A 23,014-nucleotide genomic window follows, 5' to 3' on the forward strand; every position below is an offset into this window, starting at 1 on the left:
CGTACCACTCGCACCACCCCGCAAAGGCCGCTGCTTCGTCAGCGGCCTTTTTTCGGTTAAACTTTGTGTAACCCATTACGTAATAAGGCCCAACATGCTGAGACGTATCGTGATCGTAGGCGGCGGTTCTGCCGGCTGGATGACTGCCGGCCTGATCGCTGCCGAGCATCGCGCGGCCGGCGGCCTGCAAGTCACCCTGATCGAGTCGCCCGACGTGCCGGCCATCGGCGTCGGCGAAGGCACCTGGCCCAGCATGCGCGACACCCTGCACCGCATCGGCGTGTCGGAGTCCGATTTCTTCCGCGAGTGCGACGCCTCGTTCAAGCAAGGCTCGCGCTTCAACCGCTGGATCGACGGCGGCGACAACGATTACTACTTCCACCCGTTCGTGCTGCCGCAAGGCTATGGCGAAGTCAACCTGCCGGCCCAATGGCAGGCCCGGCATCCGCAAATCCCGTTTGCCGACCTGGTCAGCTTCCAGCCGCACCTGTGCACGCAAGGCCGCGCGCCCAAGCAGGCGCAGACGCCCGAGTACGCGGCGGTGGCCAACTACGGCTATCACCTCGACGCCGGCAAGTTCGGCCTGTTCCTGCGCAAGCACTGTCTGGAAAAGCTCGGCGTGCACTACGTGCCGGACCACGTGGTGGGCATCAATTCGCATCAGAACGGCGACATCGCTTCGCTGCAGACGCAGAAGCACGGCGCGCTCGAGGGCGACCTGTTCATCGACTGCACCGGCATGCAGTCGCTGCTGCTGGGCCAGCACTACGGCATCCCGCTGATCCCGCAACAGCACGTGCTGTACAACGACTCGGCGCTGGCGGTGCAAATCCCCTACCCGGCCGACGAGCATCCGATCGCCTCGCAGACCAGCTCCACCGCGCAAAGCGCCGGCTGGATCTGGGACATCGGCCTGCCGACCCGGCGCGGCATCGGCCACGTCTACGCCAGCGGCTACATCAGCGACGACCAGGCCGAGGCCGAACTGCGCGCCTACATCGTGCAGACCGGCGGCCCGCAAGACATCCCGCAGCCGCGCAAGCTCACCTTCGATCCCGGCTACCGCGAAAAATTCTGGCACCGCAACTGCGTGGCCATCGGCCTGTCGGCCGGCTTCATCGAACCGCTGGAAGCGTCGGCGCTGGCCATCGTCGAAATGTCGGCCGCCATGCTCAGCGACGACCTGCCGGCCACGCGCGAGGCGATGGACATCGTGGCCAGGCGCTTCAACGAGGCCTTCACCTACCGCTGGGAACGCGTGATCGACTTCCTCAAGCTGCACTACGTGCTGAGCAAGCGGCGCGACACCCCCTACTGGCGCGACAACACCGATCCGGCACAAACGCCGGAACGGCTGCGCGAACTGCTGACCCTGTGGCAGCACCGCGCGCCCTCGCGCAGCGACTTCTACCGCATCGAGGAAGTGTTCCCGTCCGCCAGCTACCAGTACATCCTGTACGGCATGGGCTTCCGCAGCAACTTCAGCCGCGCGTCCAAACCGCAGGAAGCCGGCATGGCCGACGGCTATTTCCAGGAAGCGGCCGGCCTTACCCGTAAAATGCTGGGCGCGCTGCCCGACAACCGCACGCTCATCAACCACATCAAGCGTCACGGCTTGCAGAAAATCTAAAACGAGAGACAGCAATGGCAAATCCGGTTTTACTGAACAACCTCGAACACCGCGACCTGCGCGTGATCACCCGTCGCGGCGCGACGCTGGGCGACCAGGTCATGGCGGTTACCACCTTCCCGTCCGAATTCCGCGACGTGCAGGCGTGCTTCCCCATCGTGTTCCGCAAGACCGTGGACGGCCTCGGCTTCGAGCCGATCGCCCTGTTCGGTTTCCAGGAAGGTGAAAACCTGTTCCTCAAGGACGAGCGCTGGGATGCGCCCTACCTGCCGATGATGCTCGAGCGCCAGCCCTTCCTGATCGGCGTCAACGGCGACCAATTGATGGTCAACATCGACCTCGACCATCCGCGCGTGAGCCAGTTCGACGGCGAGGCCATTTTCCTGCCGCACGGCGGCAACACCGAGTTCCTCGAACAAACCAACTCGCTGCTGTTTGGCATCCACCAGGGCTTGCAATCGTCGCCCGGCTTCCTGGCTGCGCTGCTGGAGCACGAACTGCTGGAAAGCTTTGTGCTCGACATCGAACTCAACGACGGTTCGCAAAACCGCCTGGTCGGCTTCTACACCATCAACGAAGACCGCCTGCAAGCGCTGAGCGGCGAAGCCATCGCCAAGCTGCACGCGGCCAACTACCTGCAGGCGATTTACCTGGTGATCGCCTCGCTGTCGAACTTCCGCGCGCTGATCGACCGCAAGAACGCCACCGTCCATGCCTGAAGCCATCCGCGAAGTCAGCGGCCTCGGGCCGGCCGACCTGACCGACGACATCCTCACCGCCACCACGCCGCTGGTGCTGCGCGGCCTGGCGTCGAGCTGGCCGATGGTGCGCGCCGCGCAGGAATCGGACCGCGCCGGCAGCGACTACCTGCGCCGCCACTACCAGGGCGCCACCGTGGGCGCCATGCTGGGCGGACCGGATGACGGCGGCCGCTTCTTCTACAACAGCGACCTGAGCGGCTTCAACTTCCAGATGGTGCACGCCAAGCTGAGCGGCGTGCTGGACGAAATCGAAGCCAAGAGCCAGATGGATCCGGCGCCGACCATCTACGTCGGCTCCACCACCATCGACACCTGCCTGCCCGGCTTCCGCCAGTTCAACGACTTGCAACTGGGCGCACGCGACGCGCTGGCCAGCATCTGGATCGGCAACCGCACCCGCATCGCCGCGCACTACGACTTGCCGGACAACGTGGCGGTGGTGGCGGCCGGCCATCGCCGCTTCACGCTGTTCCCGCCGGAGCAGCTGCAGAATTTGTACGTCGGCCCGGTGGACTTCACGCCGGCCGGCCAGGCCATCAGCCTGGTCGATTTCCTCAACCCGGATTTCGACAAGTTCCCCAAGTTCGCCGAAGCGCTCAAGCACGCGCAGAGCGCCGAACTGGGGCCGGGCGACGCCCTGTTCATCCCCAGCATGTGGTGGCACCACATCGAGGCGTTGGACGCCTTCAACGTGCTGGTCAACTACTGGTGGCGCCAGTCGCCGGACTACATGGATACGCCGACCAACGCCCTGATGGCCGCCTTCCTCACCATGCGCGACCTGCCTCAAGCGCAGCGCAAGGCATGGCAGGAAATCTTCCGTCATTACATTTTTGAAGCCGACGAAGAAACGGCCGCACACATTCCGCCGAACGCGCGCGGCGTCATGGCCCCGCTGACGGCCGACGGCGCGCGCGCACTGCGCACCCACCTACTCAAAAGATTCAATCGCTAAAGGAGACCACCACATGCGCGACTCGAATAATCGCCAACCCATACGCCGCGTCGTCATTTGCGGCGGCGGCACCGCCGGCTGGATGGCCGCCGCTGGCGTCTCGAAAGTGCTGGGCAAGCTGCTCGACATCAAACTGATCGAGTCGGAAGAAATCGGCACCGTGGGCGTGGGCGAAGCCACCATCCCAACGCTGATGAACTTCCACAACGTATTGGAAATCAACGAGCAGGAATTCATGGCCGAGACCCAGGCCACCTTCAAGCTCGGCATCAGCTTCGAGGAATGGCGCAACGTCAAGGAAGACTACATCCACTCGTTCGGCGTCACCGGCACCGACCACTGGACCGCCGGCTTCCAGCACTTCTGGCGCAAGGGCGTGGAGCGCGGCATCGCCAGCGACTACGGCGACTACTGCCTGGAACTAAAGGCGTCGAAGGAAAACCGCTTCGCCCACCTGCCCAACAACGGCATGAACTACGCCTACCATCTGGATGCCGGCCGCTACGCCAAATACCTGCGCCGCCTGAGCGAGCCGCGCGGCGTGCAGCGCATCGAAGGCAAGATCGTCAGCTACGACAAGCATGAGAACGGCGACGTGCGCTCGGTGATGCTGGCCTCGGGCCAGGTCATCGAAGGCGACCTGTTCATCGACTGCACCGGCTTCCGCGCCTTGCTGATCGGCGACGCCATGCAAGAGGAAGTGGAAGACTGGTCGCAATGGCTGTTCTGCGACCGCGCCATCGCGGTGCAAACCAGCTCGGTCGGCGACGCCGTGCCGCTGACACGCTCGATGGCGCACCAGGCCGGCTGGCAGTGGCGCATCCCGCTGCAACACCGGGTCGGCAACGGCATCGTGTACTCGAGCCGCTACCTCGACGACGACGCCGCGCGCAAGCAGCTGCTGGCCAACGTCGAAGGCAAGACCCTGATCGAACCGCGCGTGATCAAGTTCAAGCCCTGCCAGCGACGCAACACGTGGAAAGGCAATGTGGTGGCGATCGGCCTGTCGAGCGGCTTCCTCGAGCCGATCGAATCGACCAGCATCCACCTGATCCAGCGCAGCGTGATCCGCCTGATGCAATCGTTCCCGTCGGACGGCATCCAGCAGGCCGACATCGACGAATACAACGCCCAGTGCAACCGCGAGATCGACCACATCCGCGACTTCATCATCCTGCACTACCACGTCAACAACCGCACCGATTCGCAGTTCTGGATCGACGCGCGCGAGATGAGCATTCCGGATTCGCTCAAGCACCGCATCGACCTGTTCAAGGAAACCGGCCGCGTGTTCCGGATCCCGAACGAACTGTTTGCGGAGAACTCGTGGATCCAGGTGATGCTGGGCCAGGGCATCATGCCGAAGTCGCACCACCAGACCGCCGACCTGATGAGCGACGAAGAACTGCGCGGCTTCCTCGGCGGCATCAAGGGCCGCATCGACCGCACCGTCGTCCAACTACCGACCCACCAGGCCTACGTCGAACGCTACTGCGGCCGCCCGGACATGGGCGCCAAAGCCGCCTGATCAGCGCCGCCCCGGCTAACGCCACCTTCGGGTGGCGTTTTTTTTGCGCCACACTCCACAAAAATATTTATCATTTCCATATTTTGTAAGTAGTAATATTACAGACCCATCCGGAGCACAGAAAACCGGAGGCAAAATCACAACAACAACGGAGATATGTATGAAACTTAACTGTAGTTTAGTTTCAATGCTGAAACTCGCCCTGAGTACGGGCACCCTCAGCATCCTGGCAGCGTGCGGCGGCGGAGACGCCGGCACCGGGGCCCCGGCCAGCAAGGCGCTGGCCATGTCCGCCACCGTGCAGAGCGGCGTCGGCGTCAGCGCCGCGCCGGTCGCAGCCGGCAGCATCCGCATGCACTTCCACCGCACCCAGCGCGACGAGGCCCAGTGGGGCGTGTACTCGTGGGACGGCCCGGTCAACCCGAGCCCGGCATGGATCAGCGGCCGCTTCATGATGACCCAGGCCGACAGCTTCGGCGGCTACGTCGATATTCCGGTCAATACCGGCAAGTCGGCGATCTGGTTCCTGGTCACCGACGGCAGCGGCAACAAGAACTGCGGCAACGACCAGTCGGCCAACTTCAGCGCCAACATCGCCAGCGCCGGCCAGGAAGTCTGGCTGCTGGAAGGCGACTGCACTGTCTACAATACCCAGCCGGCCATCAGCTTCGGCAACCTCAACAGCGCCAACGCGCACTGGCTGAACGCCACCACGCTGGCCTGGCCCGGCGTGCCGGCCAGCGGCGCCAGCTACAAGCTGTACTACGCCGCCAACGGCGGCCTCGGCTCGAGCGTGGACGGCGTCACCGGCGCCGACGGCAGCATCGCGCTGACCAGCGCCGCCAGCCTGCCGACGGCGTTGCAGCAAAAGTATCCGCACCTGGCCGGCGCCACCGCGCTGACCATCACGCCGTACGACGCCAACAGCCTGGGCGCCAAGGCCAGCAGCCAGTTCGCCATCGCCCAGTTCGATTCGGGCGGCAAGCTGGTGCAAGTGACCTCGCTGCAGCTGGCAGGCATGCTCGACAGCGTGTTTGCCCGCGCCATCAACGCCCAGCTGGGCGTGACCTTCGGCAGCAACGGCGCGCCGACCTTCCGCGTGTGGGCGCCGACCGCCAAGTCGGTCAGCCTCAACCTGTATCCGGACGCCAACGCCCCGCTCGCCGCCACCTACGCCATGAAGCGTGATTTCGGCACCGGCGTGTGGAGCTACACCGCGCCCGACGCCAGCTGGGTCAACCGCTACTACTACACCTACAACGTGCAGGTGCTGTCGCGCTGGGCCGGCAATACGCTGGTCAACAACACGGTCACCGACCCTTACTCGCTGAGCCTGAACGCCAACAGCCAGCGCAGCTTCGTCGCCAACCTCGACAGCCACGCGCTCAAGCCGAACGGCTGGGAAGGCCACCCCTCGCCCAAGCTGGCGCACCCGGCCGACATCTCGCTGTACGAATTGCACATCCGCGACTTCAGCATCAGCGACAGCAGCGTGCCGGCCGCGCATCGCGGCAAATACCTGGCCTTCACCGACGCCCACTCGAACGGCATGCGCCACCTCGGCGACATGCAGAAGGCCGGCCTGAGCCACATCCACCTGCTGCCGGCCTTTGACATCGCCAGCGTCAACGAAACCGGCTGCGGCACGCCGTCAATTCCGAACGCGGCCGCCAACAGCACTGACCAGCAGGCGGCGGTGGAAGCCGCGCGCGGCAGCGACTGCTTCAACTGGGGCTACGACCCGGTCCACTACACGGCGCCGGAAGGCAGCTATTCGTCCAACGCCAACGACGGCGCGGCGCGCGTGCGCGAGTTCCGCGCGATGGTGCAGGGCTTGCACCAGCAAGGCTTGCGGGTGGTGATGGACGTGGTCTACAACCACACCAGCGCCTCGCAGCAAGGCGCGCTGTCGGTGCTCGATAAAATCGTGCCGACCTACTACTACCGCCTGAACGCGGGCGGCGGCATCACCAACGACAGCTGCTGCGCCGACACCGCCTCGGAAAACGCCATGATGGCCAAGCTGATGATCGACTCCACCAGCACCTGGGCGCGCGACTACAAGATCGACGGCTTCCGCTTCGACATCATGGGCTTCACGCCGCTGGCGGTGATGAAGCAGCTGCAGAGCGCCGTCAACCAGGCGGCCGGCCGCGACATCTACCTGTACGGCGAAGCCTGGAACTTCGGCACCGTCGCCAACGACAGCCGCTTCGTGCAGGCGCGCCAGGCCAACATGTACGGCAGCGGCATCGGCTCGTTCAACGACCGCATCCGCGACACCGTGCGCGGCGGCGGCTGCTGCGACGGCGGCGAAGCGCTGCTCAGCCAGCAAGGCCTGATCAACGGCGTCTGGTACGACAACAACGGCCATTCCTCGCAGACCAAGGACGACCTGCTGCGCCTGGGCGACCTGGCCAAGGTGGCGCTGTCCGGCACCCTGCGCGACTACCGCTTCACCGACCGCTCCGGCACCCTGCGCAAGAACTCGGAGATCGACTACTTCGGCCAGCAGGCCGGCTTCGCGGCGCAGCCGTCGGAAACCATCAACTACGTGGAAGCGCACGACAACCAGACCCTGTTCGACCTCAACGCCTACAAGCTGCCGCAGAACACGCCGCTGGCCGAACGGGTGCGGGTGCAGAACCTGGGCGCGGCCTTCACCGTGCTGTCGCAGGGCGTGCCCTTCCTGCACGCGGGCCAGGAAATCCTGCGCTCGAAATCGATGGACCGCGACAGCTACGACGCCGGCGACTGGTTCAACCTGCTCGACTACAGCTACCAGTCGAACAACTTCGGCGTCGGCCTGCCGCTGGCGGCGGTCAACTCCGGCAACTGGCCGCTGATGTCGCCGATCCTGGCCAATCCGCTGATCAAGCCCGACACCGCCGCCATCGTCGCCGCGCGCAACGTGATGAACGACTATCTGGCGATCCGCGCCGACAGCACCCTGTTCCGCCTGCGCACGGCGGCCGACGTGGCGGCGCGCCTGCGCTTCCACAACACCGGCCCGTCGCAAGTGGCGGGCGTGATCGTGATGAGCATCGACGGCCAGCGCTATGAAGGCGCGAAATACAAATCGGTGGTCACGCTGTTCAACGTCACCAGGACCGCGCAGAGCGTGAGCGCGGCCGAACTGGCGGGCCGCCACCTGAAGGTGCACAAGGTGCAGCGCCATTCCAGCAGCGACACGCTGGCCCGCACTGCCACCTACAACAGCGCCGACGGCAGCTTCACCATCCCGCCGCGCACCACCGTGGTGTTTGTGGAAGGCGGCGACTGACACAGGAGAACTAGGCGTGGCGGGACAACTCCGTTATAGTCAGACTGCGGCAAGCATCCCGCCACGCCCACCACCGTGTTTAATCCTGCGAGGAAGTCACATGAAAAAACTGTTCGTAGCCAGCCTGATCCTGTCCCTGAGCGGCGCCGTGTTCGCGGCCGAGCCGACCGCACAGCAGAACAAGATGAAAACTTGTAATGCCGATGCCGCCGGTAAAAAAGGCGATGAGCGCAAGGCCTTCATGAAGGAATGCCTGAGCGCCAAGCCGGCCGCCGAAGCGCCGAAAATGACCCAGCAGGACAAGATGAAGAAATGTAATGCCGACGCCACCGGCAAAAAAGGCGATGAACGCAAGACCTTCATGAAGGAATGCCTGAGCAATAAATAAGCCGTATCCGGCAACACCACCAGCCGCCCCCACGGGCGGCTTTTTTATGGAATAAAGTATTTCCATAGGCACATTAATTGCTTTAAAACTATTCCTTCGTGACTAGCGCAATGTAATGACCATTTACTCCCAAGCTAATGCGGACATATTCCTACCCCATATGCCCGACGTCGCCCGCTGCGAACTCTCCCTGCGGGAACTCAACCAAATGTGGCGTCTCATCGAGTCGTCCGCCAAGATGAATTGCCCGGCCGAGGCGCGCCTGCTGCTGCCGGCGATGGTGGCCACGCGCACCGGTTTCGCGCACCTGGAACAGGCACTGGTGGCCAATCTGGTGCAGGAAAAGGTGCGCCACGTGCTGGCCGAGCTCGGCACCCAGGCGCGCTACGCCATCGACATCCTGGTGCGCAACCTGTACGAGCGCACCGCCGATGTCGGCTTCCTGGCCACCGATGCCGACCTGTGCCGCTTCGTCGCCGGCCTCGACGACGACCGCGAGCAGGCCCGCCAGCGCCTGGCCGACTACCGCGACAAATACACCGTCTACGATGAAATCCTGCTGCTCGACACCGAGGGCCGGGTGCTGGTGCAGGCCGACCCGGCCACGCCGGTGACGTATAGCCGCGACCCGCTGCTGCAGCCCACGCTGGACCAGCACGGCTACCGCGAAACCTTCCGCGCCACCGACCTGCGGCCAGGCAAGGCGCGCGCGCTGGTGTACTCGCACCGCATGCTGCATCCCGACACCGGCGCCCCGGTCGGCGTGCTGTGCCTGTGCTTCAACTTCGAACAGGAGATGGACGCCATCTTCGCCGCCTACCGCGACCCGTCGCAGCGCGCCAACATGCTGCTGCTCGACGCCCACGACCATGTGATCAGCAGCGCCGACCCGCTGTGGATCCCGGCCGGCGTGCGCGTGCCGACCAATGCCGGCGGCCAGCCGCAGCTGCTGATGTTCGGCGGCCGCGAATACCTGGTGCGCACCTACAGCTCGGCCGGCTACCAGGGCTATCCCGGCCCGGCCGGCTGGAAGGCGCAGCTGATGATCCCGGTCGACCTGGCCTTCCGCAGCCACGACGGGCAAGCGCTGGCCGGGGTCGAGCCGGCGCTGATGCACGGCCTGCTGTCGCACGCGGAAGCGTTCAGCCCGTCGCTGCATGAGCTGATGAGTTCGGTCACCCGCACCACCCGCACCATCGAGCGCATCGTCTGGAACGGCAAGATCACCAGCGCCGCCAACGACAGCCCGGCCGGCAACGGCGGCGGCGGTGTCAACAAGCTGAACACCGTGCTCGACCAGATCACCGAAACCGGCGAGCGCAGCGACGCGCTGTTCTCGCATTCGATCCAGGACTTGTACCAGACCGTGCTGGCCTCCAGCCTCAGCGAGGCCGGGCTGACCTCGCAGCTGCTGGTCGACATGCTGGACCGCAACCTGTACGAGCGCGCCAACGATTGCCGCTGGTGGGCGCAGTCGGCCCAGCTGCGGCGCGGGCTGGCGCAGCCGTCGGCCGACCAGGCGGCCGCAATGACCGAGGTGCTGCGCCACATCAACCGCCTGTACACCGTGTACGCGCGCCTGTTCGTGTATGACCGCAGCGGCCGCATCCTGGCCAGCACCGGCGACCAGCAGGCGGTCGGCCAGTGCATCGACGGCGACACGCTGGGCCGGGTGTGCGCGCTGCGCAGCGCGCTCGATCACTACGCCGAACCGTTCGCGCCGTCGCCGCTGTACGGCGGCGCGGCCACCTACACCTACCACGCGGCAATCCGCCATCCCGCGCAAAGCGCCAGCGTGATCGGCGGCATCGGCATCGTGTTCGACGCCCAACCGGAACTGCTCAACATGCTGGTCAGCGGCGTGGCCGGGCGCGAAAATATGCGCGCCTGCTTCGTCACGCCGGACGGCCGCGTGCTGTCCAGCACCGACGCCGCCTGCGCGCCGGGCGACCTGCTGCCACTGGACCCCGGCCTGCTGCAGCAAGCCTGCAGCAACCCGCACGGCGCCAGCGTGGCGCGCATCGTGCAGCACGACGGCCAGTACGTGATCGCCGCCTGTACCCGCGCCGGCGGCTACCGCGAATTCCGCGCCGCCGACGGCGTCGAGCAGCCGGTGCTGGCGGTGCTGCTGCAAGCGTTCGGCGCGGTGCGCCACGAACTGCCGGCGCGCGCCAGCGTGCATATCGACCGGATAGATCGCCTGCACGACAGCGGCTCCGACTTCGCCATCTTCTACGCCGGCCGCACCCTGATGGCGCTGCGCGCGGCGCAGATCCAGGAGGCGGTGCCGTTCGCCAAGGTGCAGCGCACCGCCAGCGCCGGCGCCGGCGCCGGAACGGCCAGCGCGGCCCGCATCGGCATGCTGGACGTGCCGCTGGCCGGCGGCCAGCAGCACGTCGTCTGGGTGTTCGACCTGGCGCTGCTGGCCACCGGCCGGCCGGGCGTGGTCAGCGACAACAGCCAGGTGATGCTGGTGCGCCACGGCGGCAGCATCATCGGCCTGCTGGTCGACGACCTGCACTCGGTGCAGCAGTTCGACGGCGCCGACATGACCGAGTCGCCGCTGGGCGGCGGCGACGCCGCGCTGGCGCCGCGCCTGATCAAGGCCAACCAGGGCAATCTGCTGATCCAGGAAATCGACCTCGACCGGCTGTTCGCGCGGCTGCGGGCGTAGTCTCGGCGCAACACAAGCCCGGATTTTTGCAGTTCGTCGCAAACCTCACGGCGCAGGGTAAAAATTCAGTAAAATTAACATGTTGAATTTGTTAACTTTACCGAGGAATTATCATGCGCCGTACCGCTGTCGCCGTCCTGATCCCCGCCTTGTTGGCCCTGGGCGCCACCGCCCAGGCCGCCGAGTCCACGCGCTCGCTGCCGGGCTTTATCGCCATCAATGCCAAGGGCGCCTTCTCGATGAAGGTGGAAGTGGGCAAGACGCAGTCGGTAGTGGTCAGCGGCGAAGAGAAATTCGTCAACCTGCTGAAAACCGAGGTGGTCGACAATGAACTGCAGGTGTTCCTGCCGGAAAAGCAGTTCAGCTCGGCAAAGGGCGCGCCCACCGTCACCATCACCCTGCCCTCGCTGAGCCGCGTCAAGCTGGAAGGCGCTGGCGAGACCCTGCTGCACAACATCAACACCGACCGCATCGACATCAGCTACCTCGGCGCCGGCCAGTTGCTGGCCGACGGCAAGGTCAAGTACCTGCGCCTGAGCGCCAAGGGCGTGGGCCAGGTCGACACCCGCAAGCTGCAGGCCGAACGCGTCGACGTGCAGTTCGAGGGCGTCGGCAATATCAGCGTCTACGCCTCCGACCTGCTGAACGCGGTGGCCAAGGGCATCGGCGGCCTGACCTATTACGGCCATCCGAAGAAGGTCAACAAGGACGTGTCCGGCATCGGCAGCGTCAAGGCGGGCGACTAAGGCTTAAAAATTGCCCCGGTGACACGAGATGCGAATGCGGGTACTATCAGATTCATAACTACCGTAACGCATCCTGGAGGTTTCCCCCGTGGCAGTGGCCAATGACATAGCGCACTGGCGCGCGCAGATCTTTGCCCGGCTGCTGCTGGTGGTGTTCCTGCTTGGCCTGTTCACGGCCGTGCCCAGCGTGCTGCTGGCCATCAGCGAGGGCATGTGGTCGATCGCCGTCGTCGACAGCGTGGCGCTGGTCTGGATCGGCGTCATCTGGCGCTGGCGCGGCCTGGCCTATACCGCGCGCGTGATCAACTTCCTGGCCGTGGCCTTCGTGGTCGGCCTCGCCCTGCTGCTCAAGGTGGGACCGGTCAGCCAGATTTACCTGATGGCGGTGCCGGTGCTGGCGGCGCTGCTGCTGGGCCTGCGGCCGGCGATGATCACCCTGGCGCTGGCCGGGCTGGCGGTGATGGTGCTCGGCTTCGAAGACAACGCCAACCTGCACCTGCAAGGCCTGCCCGACTACGGCTTCCTCAAGGCCGCCATCATTTCCATCAACTTCATGTTCATGACGGCGGTGCTGACGCTGTCGTGCGCGGTGCTGCTGCAGCACCTCGAGCGCTCGTTTGAAACGATGTCGCTGCTGAACGCCGAACTGCGCCTGACCTCGGCCGCCGTGGCGCGCCTGAACGACATGGTGCTGATCGCCGAAGTCGACAAGAACGCCGCCTCGCCGGACACCGCGCAGCACATCATCTTCGTCAACGAGGCGTTCGAGCGCCGCACCGGCTACCGGCGCGACGAAGTGATCGGCCAGAACCTGCGCATGCTGCGCGGCCCCGCCACCGAGCAGTCGGTGGTGGACGAAATCGAACGCCACATGGCGCGCAGCCAGCCGGTGCGCGCCGAACTGCTCAACTACACCAAGACCGGCGAACCCTACTGGGTCGAAACCGAGCTGGTGCCGTTTGCCGACGAAGGCGGCGTCAACACGCACTGGGTGGCGGTCGAGCGCGACATCACCGAACGCAAGAAATCGCAGGACGACATCCATCGCCTGGCTTTCTTTGACGTGCTGACCGGCCTGCCCAACCGGCGCCTGCTGATGGACCGCATCGACAAGCTGCTGGCCAGCTCCGAGCGCGGCGCCACCTACAGCGCCGTCATGTTCATCGACCTCGACCGCTTCAAGACCATCAACGACGCGCGCGGCCACGCCATCGGCGACGCCCTGCTGTGCAACGCCGCCGACCGCTTGAGCAAGCTGATGCGCAAGGCCGACACCGTGGCGCGCATCGGCGGCGACGAATTCGTGGTGCTGCTGGGCCACCTGTCGCACGAGCTGCCCGGCGCCACCCACGCCGCGCTGACGGTGGCGGAAAAAATCCGCGCCGCCATCGGCCGCGATTTCGAGATCGAGGGCCAGAGCTACAACTCCACCGCCAGCATCGGCGTGACCATGCTGCCCAAGACCGGACAGACCGCGCAGGACTTGCTGCGCGAAGCCGACACCGCCATGTACCGCGCCAAGTCCGAGGGCCGCAACGGCATCGCCTTCTTCGAATCGGCCATGCAGGCCGAGGTCGAGCAGCGCCTGACGCTGGAACGCGACCTGGCCGCCGCGCTGGCCGCCGGCGAATTGCAGATGCACGTGCAAGCCCAGGTCGACCGCAACGGCCGCGCCATCGGCGGCGAACTGCTGATGCGCTGGCCGCAGGCCGACGGCGGCATGATCCCGCCCAACGTCTTCATCCCGGTGGCGGAAGAGTGCGGCCTGATCGTCGAGCTGGGCAACTGGGCGCTGCGCCAGGCCTGCGCGGCGGTGCTGCAATTGCAGGCCGCCGGCCTGGCCATGCCGCTGTCGGTCAACGTCAGCCCGACCCAGTTCCGCCAGGCCGACTTTGTCGAACAGGTGCAGCAGGCGCTGGCCGAGAGCGGCGCGCCGGCGCGGCTGCTGGTGCTGGAAGTGACCGAAGGCCTGCTGATCGACAAAATGGACGACACCATCGCCCGCATGCACCAGCTGACCGCGCTGGGCCTGCGCTTCTCGATCGACGACTTCGGCACCGGCTATTCCAGCATGGCCTACCTGAAGAAGATGCCGCTGTACGAGCTGAAGATCGACCGCAGCTTCATCATGGATACGCCGGAAGACGCCAGCAGCAAGGCGCTGGTGCAATCGATCCTGGCGATGGCCGGCCACCTCGGCCTGCGGGTGGTGGCCGAGGGCGTGGAGACCCAGGCCCAGGCCGACTTCCTGATCGCCAACGACTGCGACAGCATGCAAGGTTATTTGTACGCGCGGCCGATGCCGTTGGCGGCGCTGATCGACAGATTAAGGAGCAGTACGGCAGTGGCTGCCGCATAAGCCATCTACAAAATGGAGGAGACTGCAATGAAACTCAGCGTTGCGCAAAAACTGTCGCTGCTGGCCGGCGCCGCCCTGACCGGCATCGCGCTGCTGGCGGGACTGGGCCAGTACCAGATGGACGAGGTCTACGATGCCGCCAACTTCTCCACCGTCAACACGGTGCCCAGCCTGGTGACGCTGGACCGCCTGCGCGACAGCTACCTGCGCATGCGCCTGCGCCTCGCCACCCACGTGCTGAACAAAGATGAAAAGCGCTTCCCCGAGCTCGACAAGCAAGTCGAGGACATGCGCAAGCTGGTCGATGAAAGCCTGAAGAAGTACGAGGCCTTGCTGGCCGACGACAAGGACAAGGGCCTGTACAACCGCGAGAAAGAGGCCTGGGCCAAGGCGCAGCCGCTGGTCGAGTCCGTCCTGCAGGAATCGCGCCTCAACCACAACGACAAGGCGGCGGCCATGCTGGACCAGATACGCCCGTCCATGCAAACCATGCAGACCGCCATCGAGGAACACTTCGACTACAACGTCGTACTGGGCCAGCAAGGCGCCGAGCGCGCGGTGGCGGCCAAGAAAGCGGCGATGCGCAGCGCCATCATCATTGCCGTGGTCACGCTGGCGGTGGTGGCCCTGATCAGCGTGTTCATCGCGCGCGCCCTGCTCAAGCAGCTCGGCGGCGAACCGGACTACGCGGCCGACATCGTCAACCGGGTGGCCAACGGCGACCTGACCGTCCAGGTGCGGCTCAAGCCGGGCGACACCACCAGCCTGCTGGCGGCCATGAACGGCATGGTCGGCAACCTGTCGCGCGTAGTGACCGAGGTCAACGACGGCGCCGAGGCGCTGGCCTCGGCCTCGGAGGAAGTCAGCGCCACCGCGCAATCGCTGTCGCAGGGCGCCAGCGAACAGGCGGCGGCAGCCGAGGAGTCGAGCGCGGCGATCGAACAGATGTCGGCTTCGATCGCGCAAAATACGGAAAACGCCAAGGTTACCGACGGCATGGCCGGCAAGGCCGCGCAGGAAGCCGGCGAAGGCGGCGAGGCGGTGCGCTCGACCGTGTCGGCGATGCGCGAGATCGCCAAGAAGATCGGCATCATCGACGACATCGCCTACCAGACCAACCTGCTGGCGTTGAACGCGGCGATCGAAGCGGCGCGCGCCGGCGAGCATGGCAAGGGCTTTGCGGTGGTGGCGGCCGAGGTGCGCAAGCTGGCCGAACGCAGCCAGGTGGCGGCGCAGGAAATTGAACAGGTGGCCTCGGGCAGCGTGTCGCTGGCTGAGAAAGCCGGCTCGCTGCTCGACACCATGCTGCCCAACATCAAGCGCACCTCGGACCTGGTACAGGAGATTACGGCAGCGTCGGAAGAACAATCGGCCGGCGCCGGCCAGATCAATTCGGCCATGAGCCAGCTGAGCCAGACCACCCAGATGAACGCCTCCAGCTCGGAACAACTGGCCGCCACCGCCGAAGAGATGAGCGGCCAGGCCGAACAGTTGCAAACCTCGATGGCGTTCTTCCGCGTCCGCTAGTTTTTACTGCACGAAGCTCACGCGCTTGCCGCTGACGTTGCGCTGCGACGGATTGCCGTACACCGTCACGCTGCCGGAACCGTTGGCGGCCGCCACCACCGACTGCGTGACGGCGGCAGAAATGCTGCCCGAACCGTTGGTGTTCAGTTCCGCAGTCTGGCTGGTGAGGCTGGCCAGGTCGGCACTGCCGGAGCCGTTGGTGCGCACGGTCATATTGCGCACACTGCCACTGGCGTTGGCGCCGCCCGAACCGTTCAGTTCGAGGTTCAGCTGATCGCCGTTGACGCGCCCCAGCGTCAGCCGGCCCGAACCGCTCACGCGCGCCGCGATGGCGCTGCTATCGAGGCCGGACGCATTCAGGCCGCCGGAGCCATTCATGCGCACATCGAGATTCGACACGTAGCCGTTGACACGCACCGCGCGCGAACCGTTCAGCGCCAGGCTGAGCGGACCGCCGCTCAAGCCGCTGATATTCATCGCCCCCGAACCGTTGGCATCCACCTGGTGCAAGGTCGGCGTGGTGTACGTGACGCGCAGCGGATGGCTGGTGCGGACATTGCCATCCACCCAAACACGCAAGGTGCCGGTGCTGGCGTCGGTGCGCAGCAGCGGCAGGATATTGCTGTCGCCCTCCACCTGCAGCGAGGTGCCCTGGCCGACGCGGATCTCGACCTGCATCGGGCCGTTGACGTCGATGGCGTCCAGCGTGGCGACCTGACGGGTTTCGGTGGCGTTCTGGCCGTTGCCCTGCACCGCATCGCTGCTGAAGGCCGACTTGTAATGCACGCCGCCGTCGCCATCGGGCACCACGATAACGGCGCAGCCGGCGAGGATGGACAGGGTGGCGAGGGCGATGAGGGTGCGGCGCATGATGGCGATTCCTTGAAGTTATAATGCCGCCACTATAGCCAGCGCCCCGGCGCCGCGTCCGCGCCGTGCGACAAACGGTAGAAAACAAGGAATGAAACGCGCAATGACGACCTCCGACCAGCCAAACCAGTCAGACCTGATAGACCTGCGTGACCGCACCCGCCAATTCGCGCTCGCCCGCAACTGGGCGCAATACCATACGCCCAAGAACCTGGCGATGGCCATGTCGGTGGAAGTGGCCGAAGTGGCCGAGCATTTCCAGTGGATGCAAACCGGCGCCCTGCCCGAGCTGGACGACGCCACCCGCGCCGCCGTGCGCCACGAACTGGCCGACGTGCTGCTCTACCTGGTGCAGCTGGCCGACAAGCTCGACGTCGACCTGCACGCCGCCGCCGTCGAGAAGATGGCGCTGAACGCCATCAAATACCCGGAAGGACTTACTTCACTGCGCACATGATGGCGTCGACAATATCCTGACGGGTAAAGCGGTTGGTGCGGCGGTCGAAGATGCCCATGATGTCGTTGGAGGTGGCCGACCAGTTCAGGTTGCCGTTGTCCCACCAGATCGTCGGTATGCCGGCCAGGCGCGCACCCCGCGCAAAGTATTGCGCATGCTTGACCCGCTCGGCTGGGTTGTTCTTGTCGGTGGAGGCCCATTCGCCCATGATCACCGGCGTGCCCTTCTGGACGTAGCGCGTACTCAAGCGGTTGAACAAAGCGTCCAGCTCCGCCTGGCCGTTGAACACCGGGGAACCCTTCTGGTTGAGCGCAAAGTCATACGGCGAGTAGGCGTGCGTCGACAGCGCAATCATCTTATCGTTTGGCAGCACGAAATCGTTAAGCTGCTGTTCGCCCGGCGCCGCCGCGTAGGTCGGCAGCATCACCAGGCGGCGCGCGTTGTTGCCGCCGCTGGCGCGGATGGTGGCCAGTGCGGTGGCGTTGAGCCGATTGAGGACGGCGTAATATTCCGCCTTGCCGCCCCAGTCGTCGACGCCGCCTATCGTCACGCGCGGCTCATTCATGACCTCAAAAATCACGCGGTACTCATAAGGCTTGAAGCGCGCGGCGATCTGCGTCCACAGCTTGACGAGCACGTCTTTCGCCACCGCCTCATTGGCCAGCGTCGGCATTTCCCAGCCGTTGTTGTGGTGGATGTTGACGATGACCAGCATGTCATTCGCCAGCGCATAATTGGCGATTTCCTCGACCCGGTTCAGCCAGACAGGATCGATGACCTTGCCCTCACCGGACACGTGGTCATCCCAGCTGACCGGCAGCCGCAAGCTGCTGAAGCCCGCCTTTTTCAGCGCATCGATATTGGCCTTGGTGGTGACGGGATTGCCCCAGAAGGTTTCGTCGGCCAGCGAGCTCGAGGTGTTGCCGCTCGCGTCCATCGTATTGCCGAGATTCCAGCCAGCGCCCATCTCCGCGACGATATCGAAGCTACTGCGCTGCCGGCACGCATCGCCGGTTGCGGCGGTGGAGAGGCTGGCACAGAACGGCAGGTTGGTCGCGGCAGAGGCGGGAGCACCAAAACCGCCGAAGGCACTCAACAACACAATCAGCGCACCAGCCGTCATGGCAGGGCGCAGGGATGGATAGTTCATCTTGTCTCTCTCGTTATTGTTGGAGCAAGAATAGTCGCATGAAAACGATTGCAAGCCTGCACATAAATTGAGACTCAGCCCGAAATTCGCGTATGACTATTCAGTCGCGTGGCGCCGCCGCCCGGCACTGCCAATTTCAAAAAACTTCATGTAATCAATGACTTGCTTCTATGGCCTGGCTTGCCATTCCTGTGGCACGGATAGTGCTGATTCCTTTTTACTATCAATAAAAAAGGAGACAAAGAAAGATGAACCAAGTTAAAGCCTCGCTGGCAGCAGGTCTCTTGCTCACCGCCGCAGCCGGCGCCGCCTCGGCGCAATCCGGCATCACCGTCTACGGCATCCTGGACGCGGGCATCACCCGCGAAACCGGTGGCGCCGACGGCGCGGTCACCAAGCTGGCCTCCGGCGTGCAGTCCGGCAGCCGGCTGGGCTTCAAGGGGCAGGAAGATCTGGGCAACGGCATAAGCGCCCACTTCGTGCTGGTGAACGGGCTGGACCTCGACACCGGCAAGGCGCGCCAGAACGGCGCTTTGTTCGGCCGCGATGCCTATGTCGGCCTCACTTCCGGCGCCGGTACCGTCAACCTGGGCCGTCAGTGCAACCCGATCTTCATCGCGCTGGACGGCATCGATCCATTCGAAACCGGTTTTACCGGCGCCGCCACCAATCTGATGAGCATTGGCACGGCACGTACCGATAACACCGTCAGCTATGCAACGCCCAAGTTGAATGGTCTGTCGGCCACCGTGATGGTTGGTCTGGGCGAAAAGGCCGGCGATAGCAGCTTGGGCCGCACCTTGGCTTTTTCAATCGACTACGCCGCCGGCCCGTGGGTAGCGGCCTTGGCATATGACAGCCTGAAGACCACTGCTTTCAATACGATGAAAGAAGTCCTGCTGGGCGCCAGCTACAACTTCGGCCCCGTGACGGTACACGCCGCGTTTGAAACCGAAAAGGACGATGTCGGCAGCGATTTCCGCGACTTCCTGCTGGGCGCCTCCGTGCCGCTCGGACAGGGCAAGCTGCTGGCCTCGTATGTGAAAAAGCAGGATCGTGCCTCGACCCAGCGCGGCGGACGACAGTTTGCGGTGGGCTATACCTACGCGCTGTCCAAACGCACCAACCTCTACAGCTCACTCGGCGCCATCAGCAACGAGCTGGCCGCCACCAATATGGTGGGCGATGCCTCCAGCGGCGGCAGCGCGCCGGCCGCGGGCAATGACTCGCGCGCTCTGGCGCTCGGCGTCCGCCATAAGTTCTGATCCTATTCCCTTATATTTTTGGAGACTCTATGTACCTTTCTATTTCCTCGCGTCTGATGTACGCGCTGTGCACCGTCACTCTGCTGGCCGGCACCGTTTCAGCGGTCCACGCAGCTGACGCCACGCCCTCGGCTCATGTGACCATCCTGGCTACCGGCGGCACCATCGCCGGCAGCGGCGCCACCAGCACCACCACGGTCGGCTACACCGCCGCCACTGTGGGCGTCGACCGCCTGATCGCGGCCGTGCCGGAACTGGCCAAGGTGGCGCAAGTCAAAGGCGAGCAAGTATTCCAGATCGCCAGCGAGAACATGACCAACGAACACTGGCTCAAGCTGGCCAAGCGCGTCAACGCGCTGCTGGCGCAGCCGGACGTAGATGGCATCGTCATCACCCACGGCACCGACACGCTGGAAGAAACCGCCTACTTCCTCGACCTGACCGTAAAGAGCAAGAAACCGGTGGTGCTGGTGGGCGCCATGCGTCCGGGCACCGCGCTGTCGGCCGACGGCCCGATCAACCTGTACAACGCCGTGCTGCTGGCGGCCAGCCAGGAAGCCGTCGGCAAGGGCGTGCTGGTGGCCATGAACGATCAGATCCACGCCGCCCGCGATGTCACCAAGACCAACACCTCGACCCCGGACAGCTTCAAGACCCCGGAGCTGGGCATGCTGGGCTACATCCAGGGCAACAAGCCGTACTTCTATCATGTGTCGAACCGCAAGCACACCGCCGATACCGAGTTCGACATCAGCAAGCTGGACGCGCTGCCGCAAGTGGACATCGTCTACGGCTACGCCAACGTGGGGCCGGTGGCGCTGAACGCGCTGGTGGGCGCTGGCGCCAAGGGCATCATCCACGCCGGCGTGGGCGACGGCAGCCTGGCGTCCAAGGTGGCGCCTGCGCTGACCGCAGCCCGTAAGCAAGGCGTGCTGATCGTGCGCTCGGCCCGCGTCGGCCAAGGCATCGTGGCGCGCAACGGCGAGGCTAACGACGACGCGCTGGACTTCGTGGTATCCGATACGCTCAACCCGCAAAAAGCGCGCATCCTGCTGATGCTGGCCCTGACCAAGACCAGCGACAGCAAGGAAATCCAGCGTATGTTCTACACGTATTGAAGTCAGCGCTTCCCAATAAAAAAAGCCGAGTGGCCCGTCGGCCGCCTCGGCTTAACCACGTGGAGGGTGCACCCTGCACGGCAGACTGTTACCGACACCAATTTGCGCCACTGGACAGAACACAAATGTTATCGATAACTGATCACATATTAGCACAACGATATTCCATAGCAAAGCAAAAAACTTGCAAGCCTATTCGCTAGCAGAAGTGGACTCGCGGATTTCCAGCCGGTACGGCATCAACTGGTGCTTGGGGGGCACGTCGTGACCGGCGCGGCGCTCTTTGACATGATCAATCACCAGTTTTACCGCCTCCCTGCCCATTTCGGCAATCGGCTGGTGGATGGTGGTCAGTTCCGGCCAGACCGTGACCGCCACCGGCGTATCATCGAAGCCGGCGATTGCCACATCGTCCGGCACCTGCAAATGCAGGCCATGAGCGACGGCGATAGCGGCGGCCGCCATGTCGTCGTTGCTGGCGAAGATGGCGGTCGGCCGCGTCTTCTGGGACAGCAGCTCGCGCGACGCCTGCAAACCGGAGCGATAGGTGAACATGCCCTGCGCAATGCGCTCGGCCGGGACTTGCAAGCCCGCTTCGTGCATGGTGTCGATAAAGGCCTGGTAACGCAGCTGCGCCGGCGTGTGCTCCGGGTCGCCCTTGATGAAGGCGATGTCGGTATGCCCTTCCGACAGCAGGTATTTGGTCATGGCGCGCGCGCCGTCATAGTCGTCAATGCGCACGGCCGAGGCTTGTGGCGACGGCTTGGCGGTCGCCACCGCCACCGTCGGCATACCGATTTCCTTGAGGTGCTTGAGCGCGGAGCGCGAGTCGCACAGCGGCGGCGGCACCAGTATGCCGTCCGCGCCCACGCTGATCAGGCGCTCGATGGCCTTGCGCTGCGATTTCAGGTCGGCGCAATGCTCAAGAATGAGTTCCGCGCCGCTGCGGTTGCACTGGCCCATCGCGCCAACCAGAAAAGCGCTCAGGAAGGCGGCGCTCGGATTGCTGTACAACAGGCCGACCCGCAGCGTGCCGACGCGGGCCGCGCGGGCGGCCACATTGACCGTGTAGCCAAGTTCGTCGATGGCACGCATGACTTTCTCGCGCGTCTTGTCGCTGACGTGGGCATTGCCGTTGATGACGCGCGACACCGTCATGCCGGACACTTTGGCGCGCTCTGCTACATCGTAAAGGGTGATACTGGATGCGGGACGCTGTGGCTCGTCCGGCACGGCCGGCTGTTTCGGGGCACGTGGCATTATTGGGCTCTCCGCCATGTTATCGATTAAATTTTTCGCCATCCTACCCTAGATAGCGCCACGCAGCAAAAAAACCTGGAGTTTTCCTACCTCTTTACCTAAAGGCCACGCAACAGAATAGGGCTTTGCGTTTCGCGAATAAGTTCTGCTAGAATGTGATCGATAACAAATCACGGAGACGCAGCCATGTTCAGCAAGACTTACTACGCCACCCATCCCGATATGATGGCGCAGGCCAGCAATGACGACTTGCGTGAGCGCTATCTGGTCACCGGCCTGTTCCATCCGGAGCGCATCTCCCTCAACTACAGCCACGACGAACGCTTCATCATCGGCGGCGCCCTGCCCCTGCGCCAGACGCTGGCCCTGCCGCCGCAGCCGGCCACGCCGGGCGATGGCGCCGTGCCTTTCCTCGCGCGCCGTGAGCTGGGCATCATCAACGTCGGCGCCGGCGCCGGCCGCGTGACGGTTGATGGCGTCGTTACGGAACTGGCGCCGCGCGACGGCCTGTACGTCCCCTCGGGCACAGCCAGCGTGGAATTCAGCTCGGACGATGCCGGCAATCCAGCGCGGTTCTACCTGGCCTCGACGCCCGCCCACGCCCGCTATGAGCTCAAGAAAATCACCTATGCCGCCGCCATTCCTCTGGAGCGCGGCAGCCCGGAAACCTCCAACGCCCGCACCATTTATCAGTACGTGATCCCTGGCGTTTGCCAGTCGGCCCAGCTGCTGCTCGGCCTGACCGAACTGAAGACCGGCAGCGTCTGGAACACCATGCCGCCGCACGTGCACGAGCGCCGCTCCGAAGTCTATTTTTACTTCAATCTGGCCAAGGACCAGCGTATCTTCCATTTCATGGGGCAGCCCGATTCTTCGCGCCATTTAGTTATCGATAACGAAGAGGCCGTGCTGTCACCGCCGTGGTCGATCCACATGGGTTCCGGTACCGCCAACTACGCCTTCATCTGGGCAATGGGCGGCGAAAACCTCGACTACACCGACATGCAGGTGCTGGACATCTGCCAGCTCAAATAAGAGAACGC

Annotated in this window: 17 protein-coding genes; 14 read left to right on the forward strand and 3 right to left on the reverse strand. The window is 64.5% G+C overall.

Annotated features, from left to right (window positions below; all coding sequences use genetic code 11):
* Positions 1-94 precede the first annotated feature (94 nt).
* The 10 genes from BMZ70_RS22650 to BMZ70_RS22695 all read left to right on the forward strand — a co-directional run bounded on the left by BMZ70_RS22650 (position 95) and on the right by BMZ70_RS22695 (position 15,851).
* Positions 95-1,630 (forward strand): tryptophan halogenase family protein, encoded by a 1,536-nt coding sequence (locus BMZ70_RS22650; protein ID WP_092279762.1) that lies wholly within the window; start codon positions 95-97, stop codon positions 1,628-1,630.
* A 14-nt stretch (positions 1,631-1,644) separates the two neighbouring features.
* Positions 1,645-2,349, forward strand: a complete 705-nt coding sequence (locus tag BMZ70_RS22655; protein ID WP_092279764.1) for a SapC family protein — start codon at positions 1,645-1,647, stop codon at positions 2,347-2,349.
* Positions 2,342-3,346, forward strand: coding sequence for a cupin-like domain-containing protein (locus BMZ70_RS22660; RefSeq protein ID WP_092279766.1), 1,005 nt, complete (start codon positions 2,342-2,344; stop codon positions 3,344-3,346). Before BMZ70_RS22655 ends, BMZ70_RS22660 begins: the two co-directional genes overlap by 8 nt.
* Positions 3,347-3,359: 13 nt before the next feature.
* Positions 3,360-4,874, forward strand: coding sequence for a tryptophan halogenase family protein (locus BMZ70_RS22665; protein ID WP_092279768.1), 1,515 nt, complete (start codon positions 3,360-3,362; stop codon positions 4,872-4,874).
* A 187-nt stretch (positions 4,875-5,061) separates the two neighbouring features.
* Complete coding sequence (gene pulA, locus BMZ70_RS22670; protein WP_229205556.1) at positions 5,062-8,157, forward strand: pullulanase-type alpha-1,6-glucosidase; 3,096 nt, start codon at positions 5,062-5,064, stop codon at positions 8,155-8,157.
* A 100-nt stretch (positions 8,158-8,257) separates the two neighbouring features.
* The gene (locus BMZ70_RS22675) at positions 8,258-8,545 is read left to right on the forward strand and encodes a PsiF family protein (RefSeq protein WP_092279772.1); all 288 of its coding nucleotides are present in this window, start codon (positions 8,258-8,260) and stop codon (positions 8,543-8,545) included.
* Between the two features lie 208 nt (positions 8,546-8,753).
* Positions 8,754-11,219 (forward strand): chemotaxis protein CheW, encoded by a 2,466-nt coding sequence (locus tag BMZ70_RS22680; protein WP_229205557.1) that lies wholly within the window; start codon positions 8,754-8,756, stop codon positions 11,217-11,219.
* A gap of 113 nt (positions 11,220-11,332) precedes the next feature.
* Positions 11,333-11,965 (forward strand): GIN domain-containing protein, encoded by a 633-nt coding sequence (locus BMZ70_RS22685; protein WP_092279774.1) that lies wholly within the window; start codon positions 11,333-11,335, stop codon positions 11,963-11,965.
* Positions 11,966-12,053: 88 nt separating this feature from the next.
* Positions 12,054-14,324: a putative bifunctional diguanylate cyclase/phosphodiesterase gene (locus tag BMZ70_RS22690; RefSeq protein ID WP_092279776.1), complete on the forward strand. Its 2,271-nt coding sequence runs from the start codon at positions 12,054-12,056 to the stop codon at positions 14,322-14,324.
* Between the two features lie 27 nt (positions 14,325-14,351).
* Positions 14,352-15,851, forward strand: a complete 1,500-nt coding sequence (locus BMZ70_RS22695; protein ID WP_092279778.1) for a methyl-accepting chemotaxis protein — start codon at positions 14,352-14,354, stop codon at positions 15,849-15,851.
* Between the two features lie 3 nt (positions 15,852-15,854).
* Here the strand turns inward: BMZ70_RS22695 and BMZ70_RS22700 are convergent, their stop codons facing one another.
* A complete protein-coding gene (locus BMZ70_RS22700) occupies positions 15,855-16,721 on the reverse strand; it encodes a head GIN domain-containing protein (RefSeq protein ID WP_092279780.1) in 867 nt (288 codons plus the stop codon).
* Between the two features lie 103 nt (positions 16,722-16,824).
* Here BMZ70_RS22700 and BMZ70_RS22705 point away from each other — a divergent pair, with 103 nt between their 5' ends.
* Entirely contained in the window at positions 16,825-17,178 is a 354-nt protein-coding gene (locus BMZ70_RS22705) for a nucleotide pyrophosphohydrolase (protein WP_092279782.1), read from the forward strand.
* Here BMZ70_RS22705 and BMZ70_RS22710 read toward each other — a convergent pair.
* Entirely contained in the window at positions 17,159-18,328 is a 1,170-nt protein-coding gene (locus tag BMZ70_RS22710; RefSeq protein ID WP_092279784.1) for a glycoside hydrolase family 5 protein, read from the reverse strand. The genes BMZ70_RS22705 and BMZ70_RS22710 overlap by 20 nt on opposite strands.
* Positions 18,329-18,576: 248 nt before the next feature.
* On the opposite strand from BMZ70_RS22710, the gene BMZ70_RS22715 reads away from it, so the two are divergent.
* Both BMZ70_RS22715 and BMZ70_RS22720 read left to right on the forward strand, forming a co-directional pair.
* The gene (locus BMZ70_RS22715; RefSeq protein ID WP_165403589.1) at positions 18,577-19,593 is read left to right on the forward strand and encodes a porin; all 1,017 of its coding nucleotides are present in this window, start codon (positions 18,577-18,579) and stop codon (positions 19,591-19,593) included.
* Positions 19,594-19,622: 29 nt separating this feature from the next.
* Positions 19,623-20,711, forward strand: a complete 1,089-nt coding sequence (locus tag BMZ70_RS22720; RefSeq protein ID WP_092279786.1) for a type II asparaginase — start codon at positions 19,623-19,625, stop codon at positions 20,709-20,711.
* Between the two features lie 192 nt (positions 20,712-20,903).
* Here BMZ70_RS22720 and BMZ70_RS22725 read toward each other — a convergent pair whose 3' ends face one another.
* On the reverse strand, positions 20,904-21,971 hold the full coding sequence (locus tag BMZ70_RS22725) for a LacI family DNA-binding transcriptional regulator (RefSeq protein ID WP_207231566.1): 1,068 nt from the start codon (positions 21,969-21,971) through the stop codon (positions 20,904-20,906).
* A 186-nt stretch (positions 21,972-22,157) separates the two neighbouring features.
* Here BMZ70_RS22725 and kduI point away from each other — a divergent pair, with 186 nt between their 5' ends.
* Positions 22,158-23,006, forward strand: coding sequence for a 5-dehydro-4-deoxy-D-glucuronate isomerase (gene kduI / locus BMZ70_RS22730; protein ID WP_092279788.1), 849 nt, complete (start codon positions 22,158-22,160; stop codon positions 23,004-23,006).
* Positions 23,007-23,014 lie beyond the last annotated feature (8 nt).

It is taken from the genome of Duganella sp. CF402 (assembly GCF_900109645.1).
In the GTDB taxonomy this organism is placed as follows: domain Bacteria; phylum Pseudomonadota; class Gammaproteobacteria; order Burkholderiales; family Burkholderiaceae_D; genus Rugamonas.

Coding starts and splice junctions, on each gene's coding strand:
- BMZ70_RS22650 (WP_092279762.1), top strand. CDS start 95: ATGCTGAGACGTATCGTGATCGTAGGCGGCGGTTCTGCCGGCTGGATG.
- BMZ70_RS22655 (WP_092279764.1), top strand. CDS start 1,645: ATGGCAAATCCGGTTTTACTGAACAACCTCGAACACCGCGACCTGCGC.
- BMZ70_RS22660 (WP_092279766.1), top strand. CDS start 2,342: ATGCCTGAAGCCATCCGCGAAGTCAGCGGCCTCGGGCCGGCCGACCTG.
- BMZ70_RS22665 (WP_092279768.1), top strand. CDS start 3,360: ATGCGCGACTCGAATAATCGCCAACCCATACGCCGCGTCGTCATTTGC.
- pulA (WP_229205556.1), top strand. CDS start 5,062: ATGCTGAAACTCGCCCTGAGTACGGGCACCCTCAGCATCCTGGCAGCG.
- BMZ70_RS22675 (WP_092279772.1), top strand. CDS start 8,258: ATGAAAAAACTGTTCGTAGCCAGCCTGATCCTGTCCCTGAGCGGCGCC.
- BMZ70_RS22680 (WP_229205557.1), top strand. CDS start 8,754: ATGTGGCGTCTCATCGAGTCGTCCGCCAAGATGAATTGCCCGGCCGAG.
- BMZ70_RS22685 (WP_092279774.1), top strand. CDS start 11,333: ATGCGCCGTACCGCTGTCGCCGTCCTGATCCCCGCCTTGTTGGCCCTG.
- BMZ70_RS22695 (WP_092279778.1), top strand. CDS start 14,352: ATGAAACTCAGCGTTGCGCAAAAACTGTCGCTGCTGGCCGGCGCCGCC.
- BMZ70_RS22700 (WP_092279780.1), bottom strand. CDS start 16,721: ATGCGCCGCACCCTCATCGCCCTCGCCACCCTGTCCATCCTCGCCGGC.
- BMZ70_RS22705 (WP_092279782.1), top strand. CDS start 16,825: ATGACGACCTCCGACCAGCCAAACCAGTCAGACCTGATAGACCTGCGT.
- BMZ70_RS22710 (WP_092279784.1), bottom strand. CDS start 18,328: ATGAACTATCCATCCCTGCGCCCTGCCATGACGGCTGGTGCGCTGATT.
- BMZ70_RS22715 (WP_165403589.1), top strand. CDS start 18,577: ATGAACCAAGTTAAAGCCTCGCTGGCAGCAGGTCTCTTGCTCACCGCC.
- BMZ70_RS22720 (WP_092279786.1), top strand. CDS start 19,623: ATGTACCTTTCTATTTCCTCGCGTCTGATGTACGCGCTGTGCACCGTC.
- BMZ70_RS22725 (WP_207231566.1), bottom strand. CDS start 21,971: ATGCCACGTGCCCCGAAACAGCCGGCCGTGCCGGACGAGCCACAGCGT.
- kduI (WP_092279788.1), top strand. CDS start 22,158: ATGTTCAGCAAGACTTACTACGCCACCCATCCCGATATGATGGCGCAG.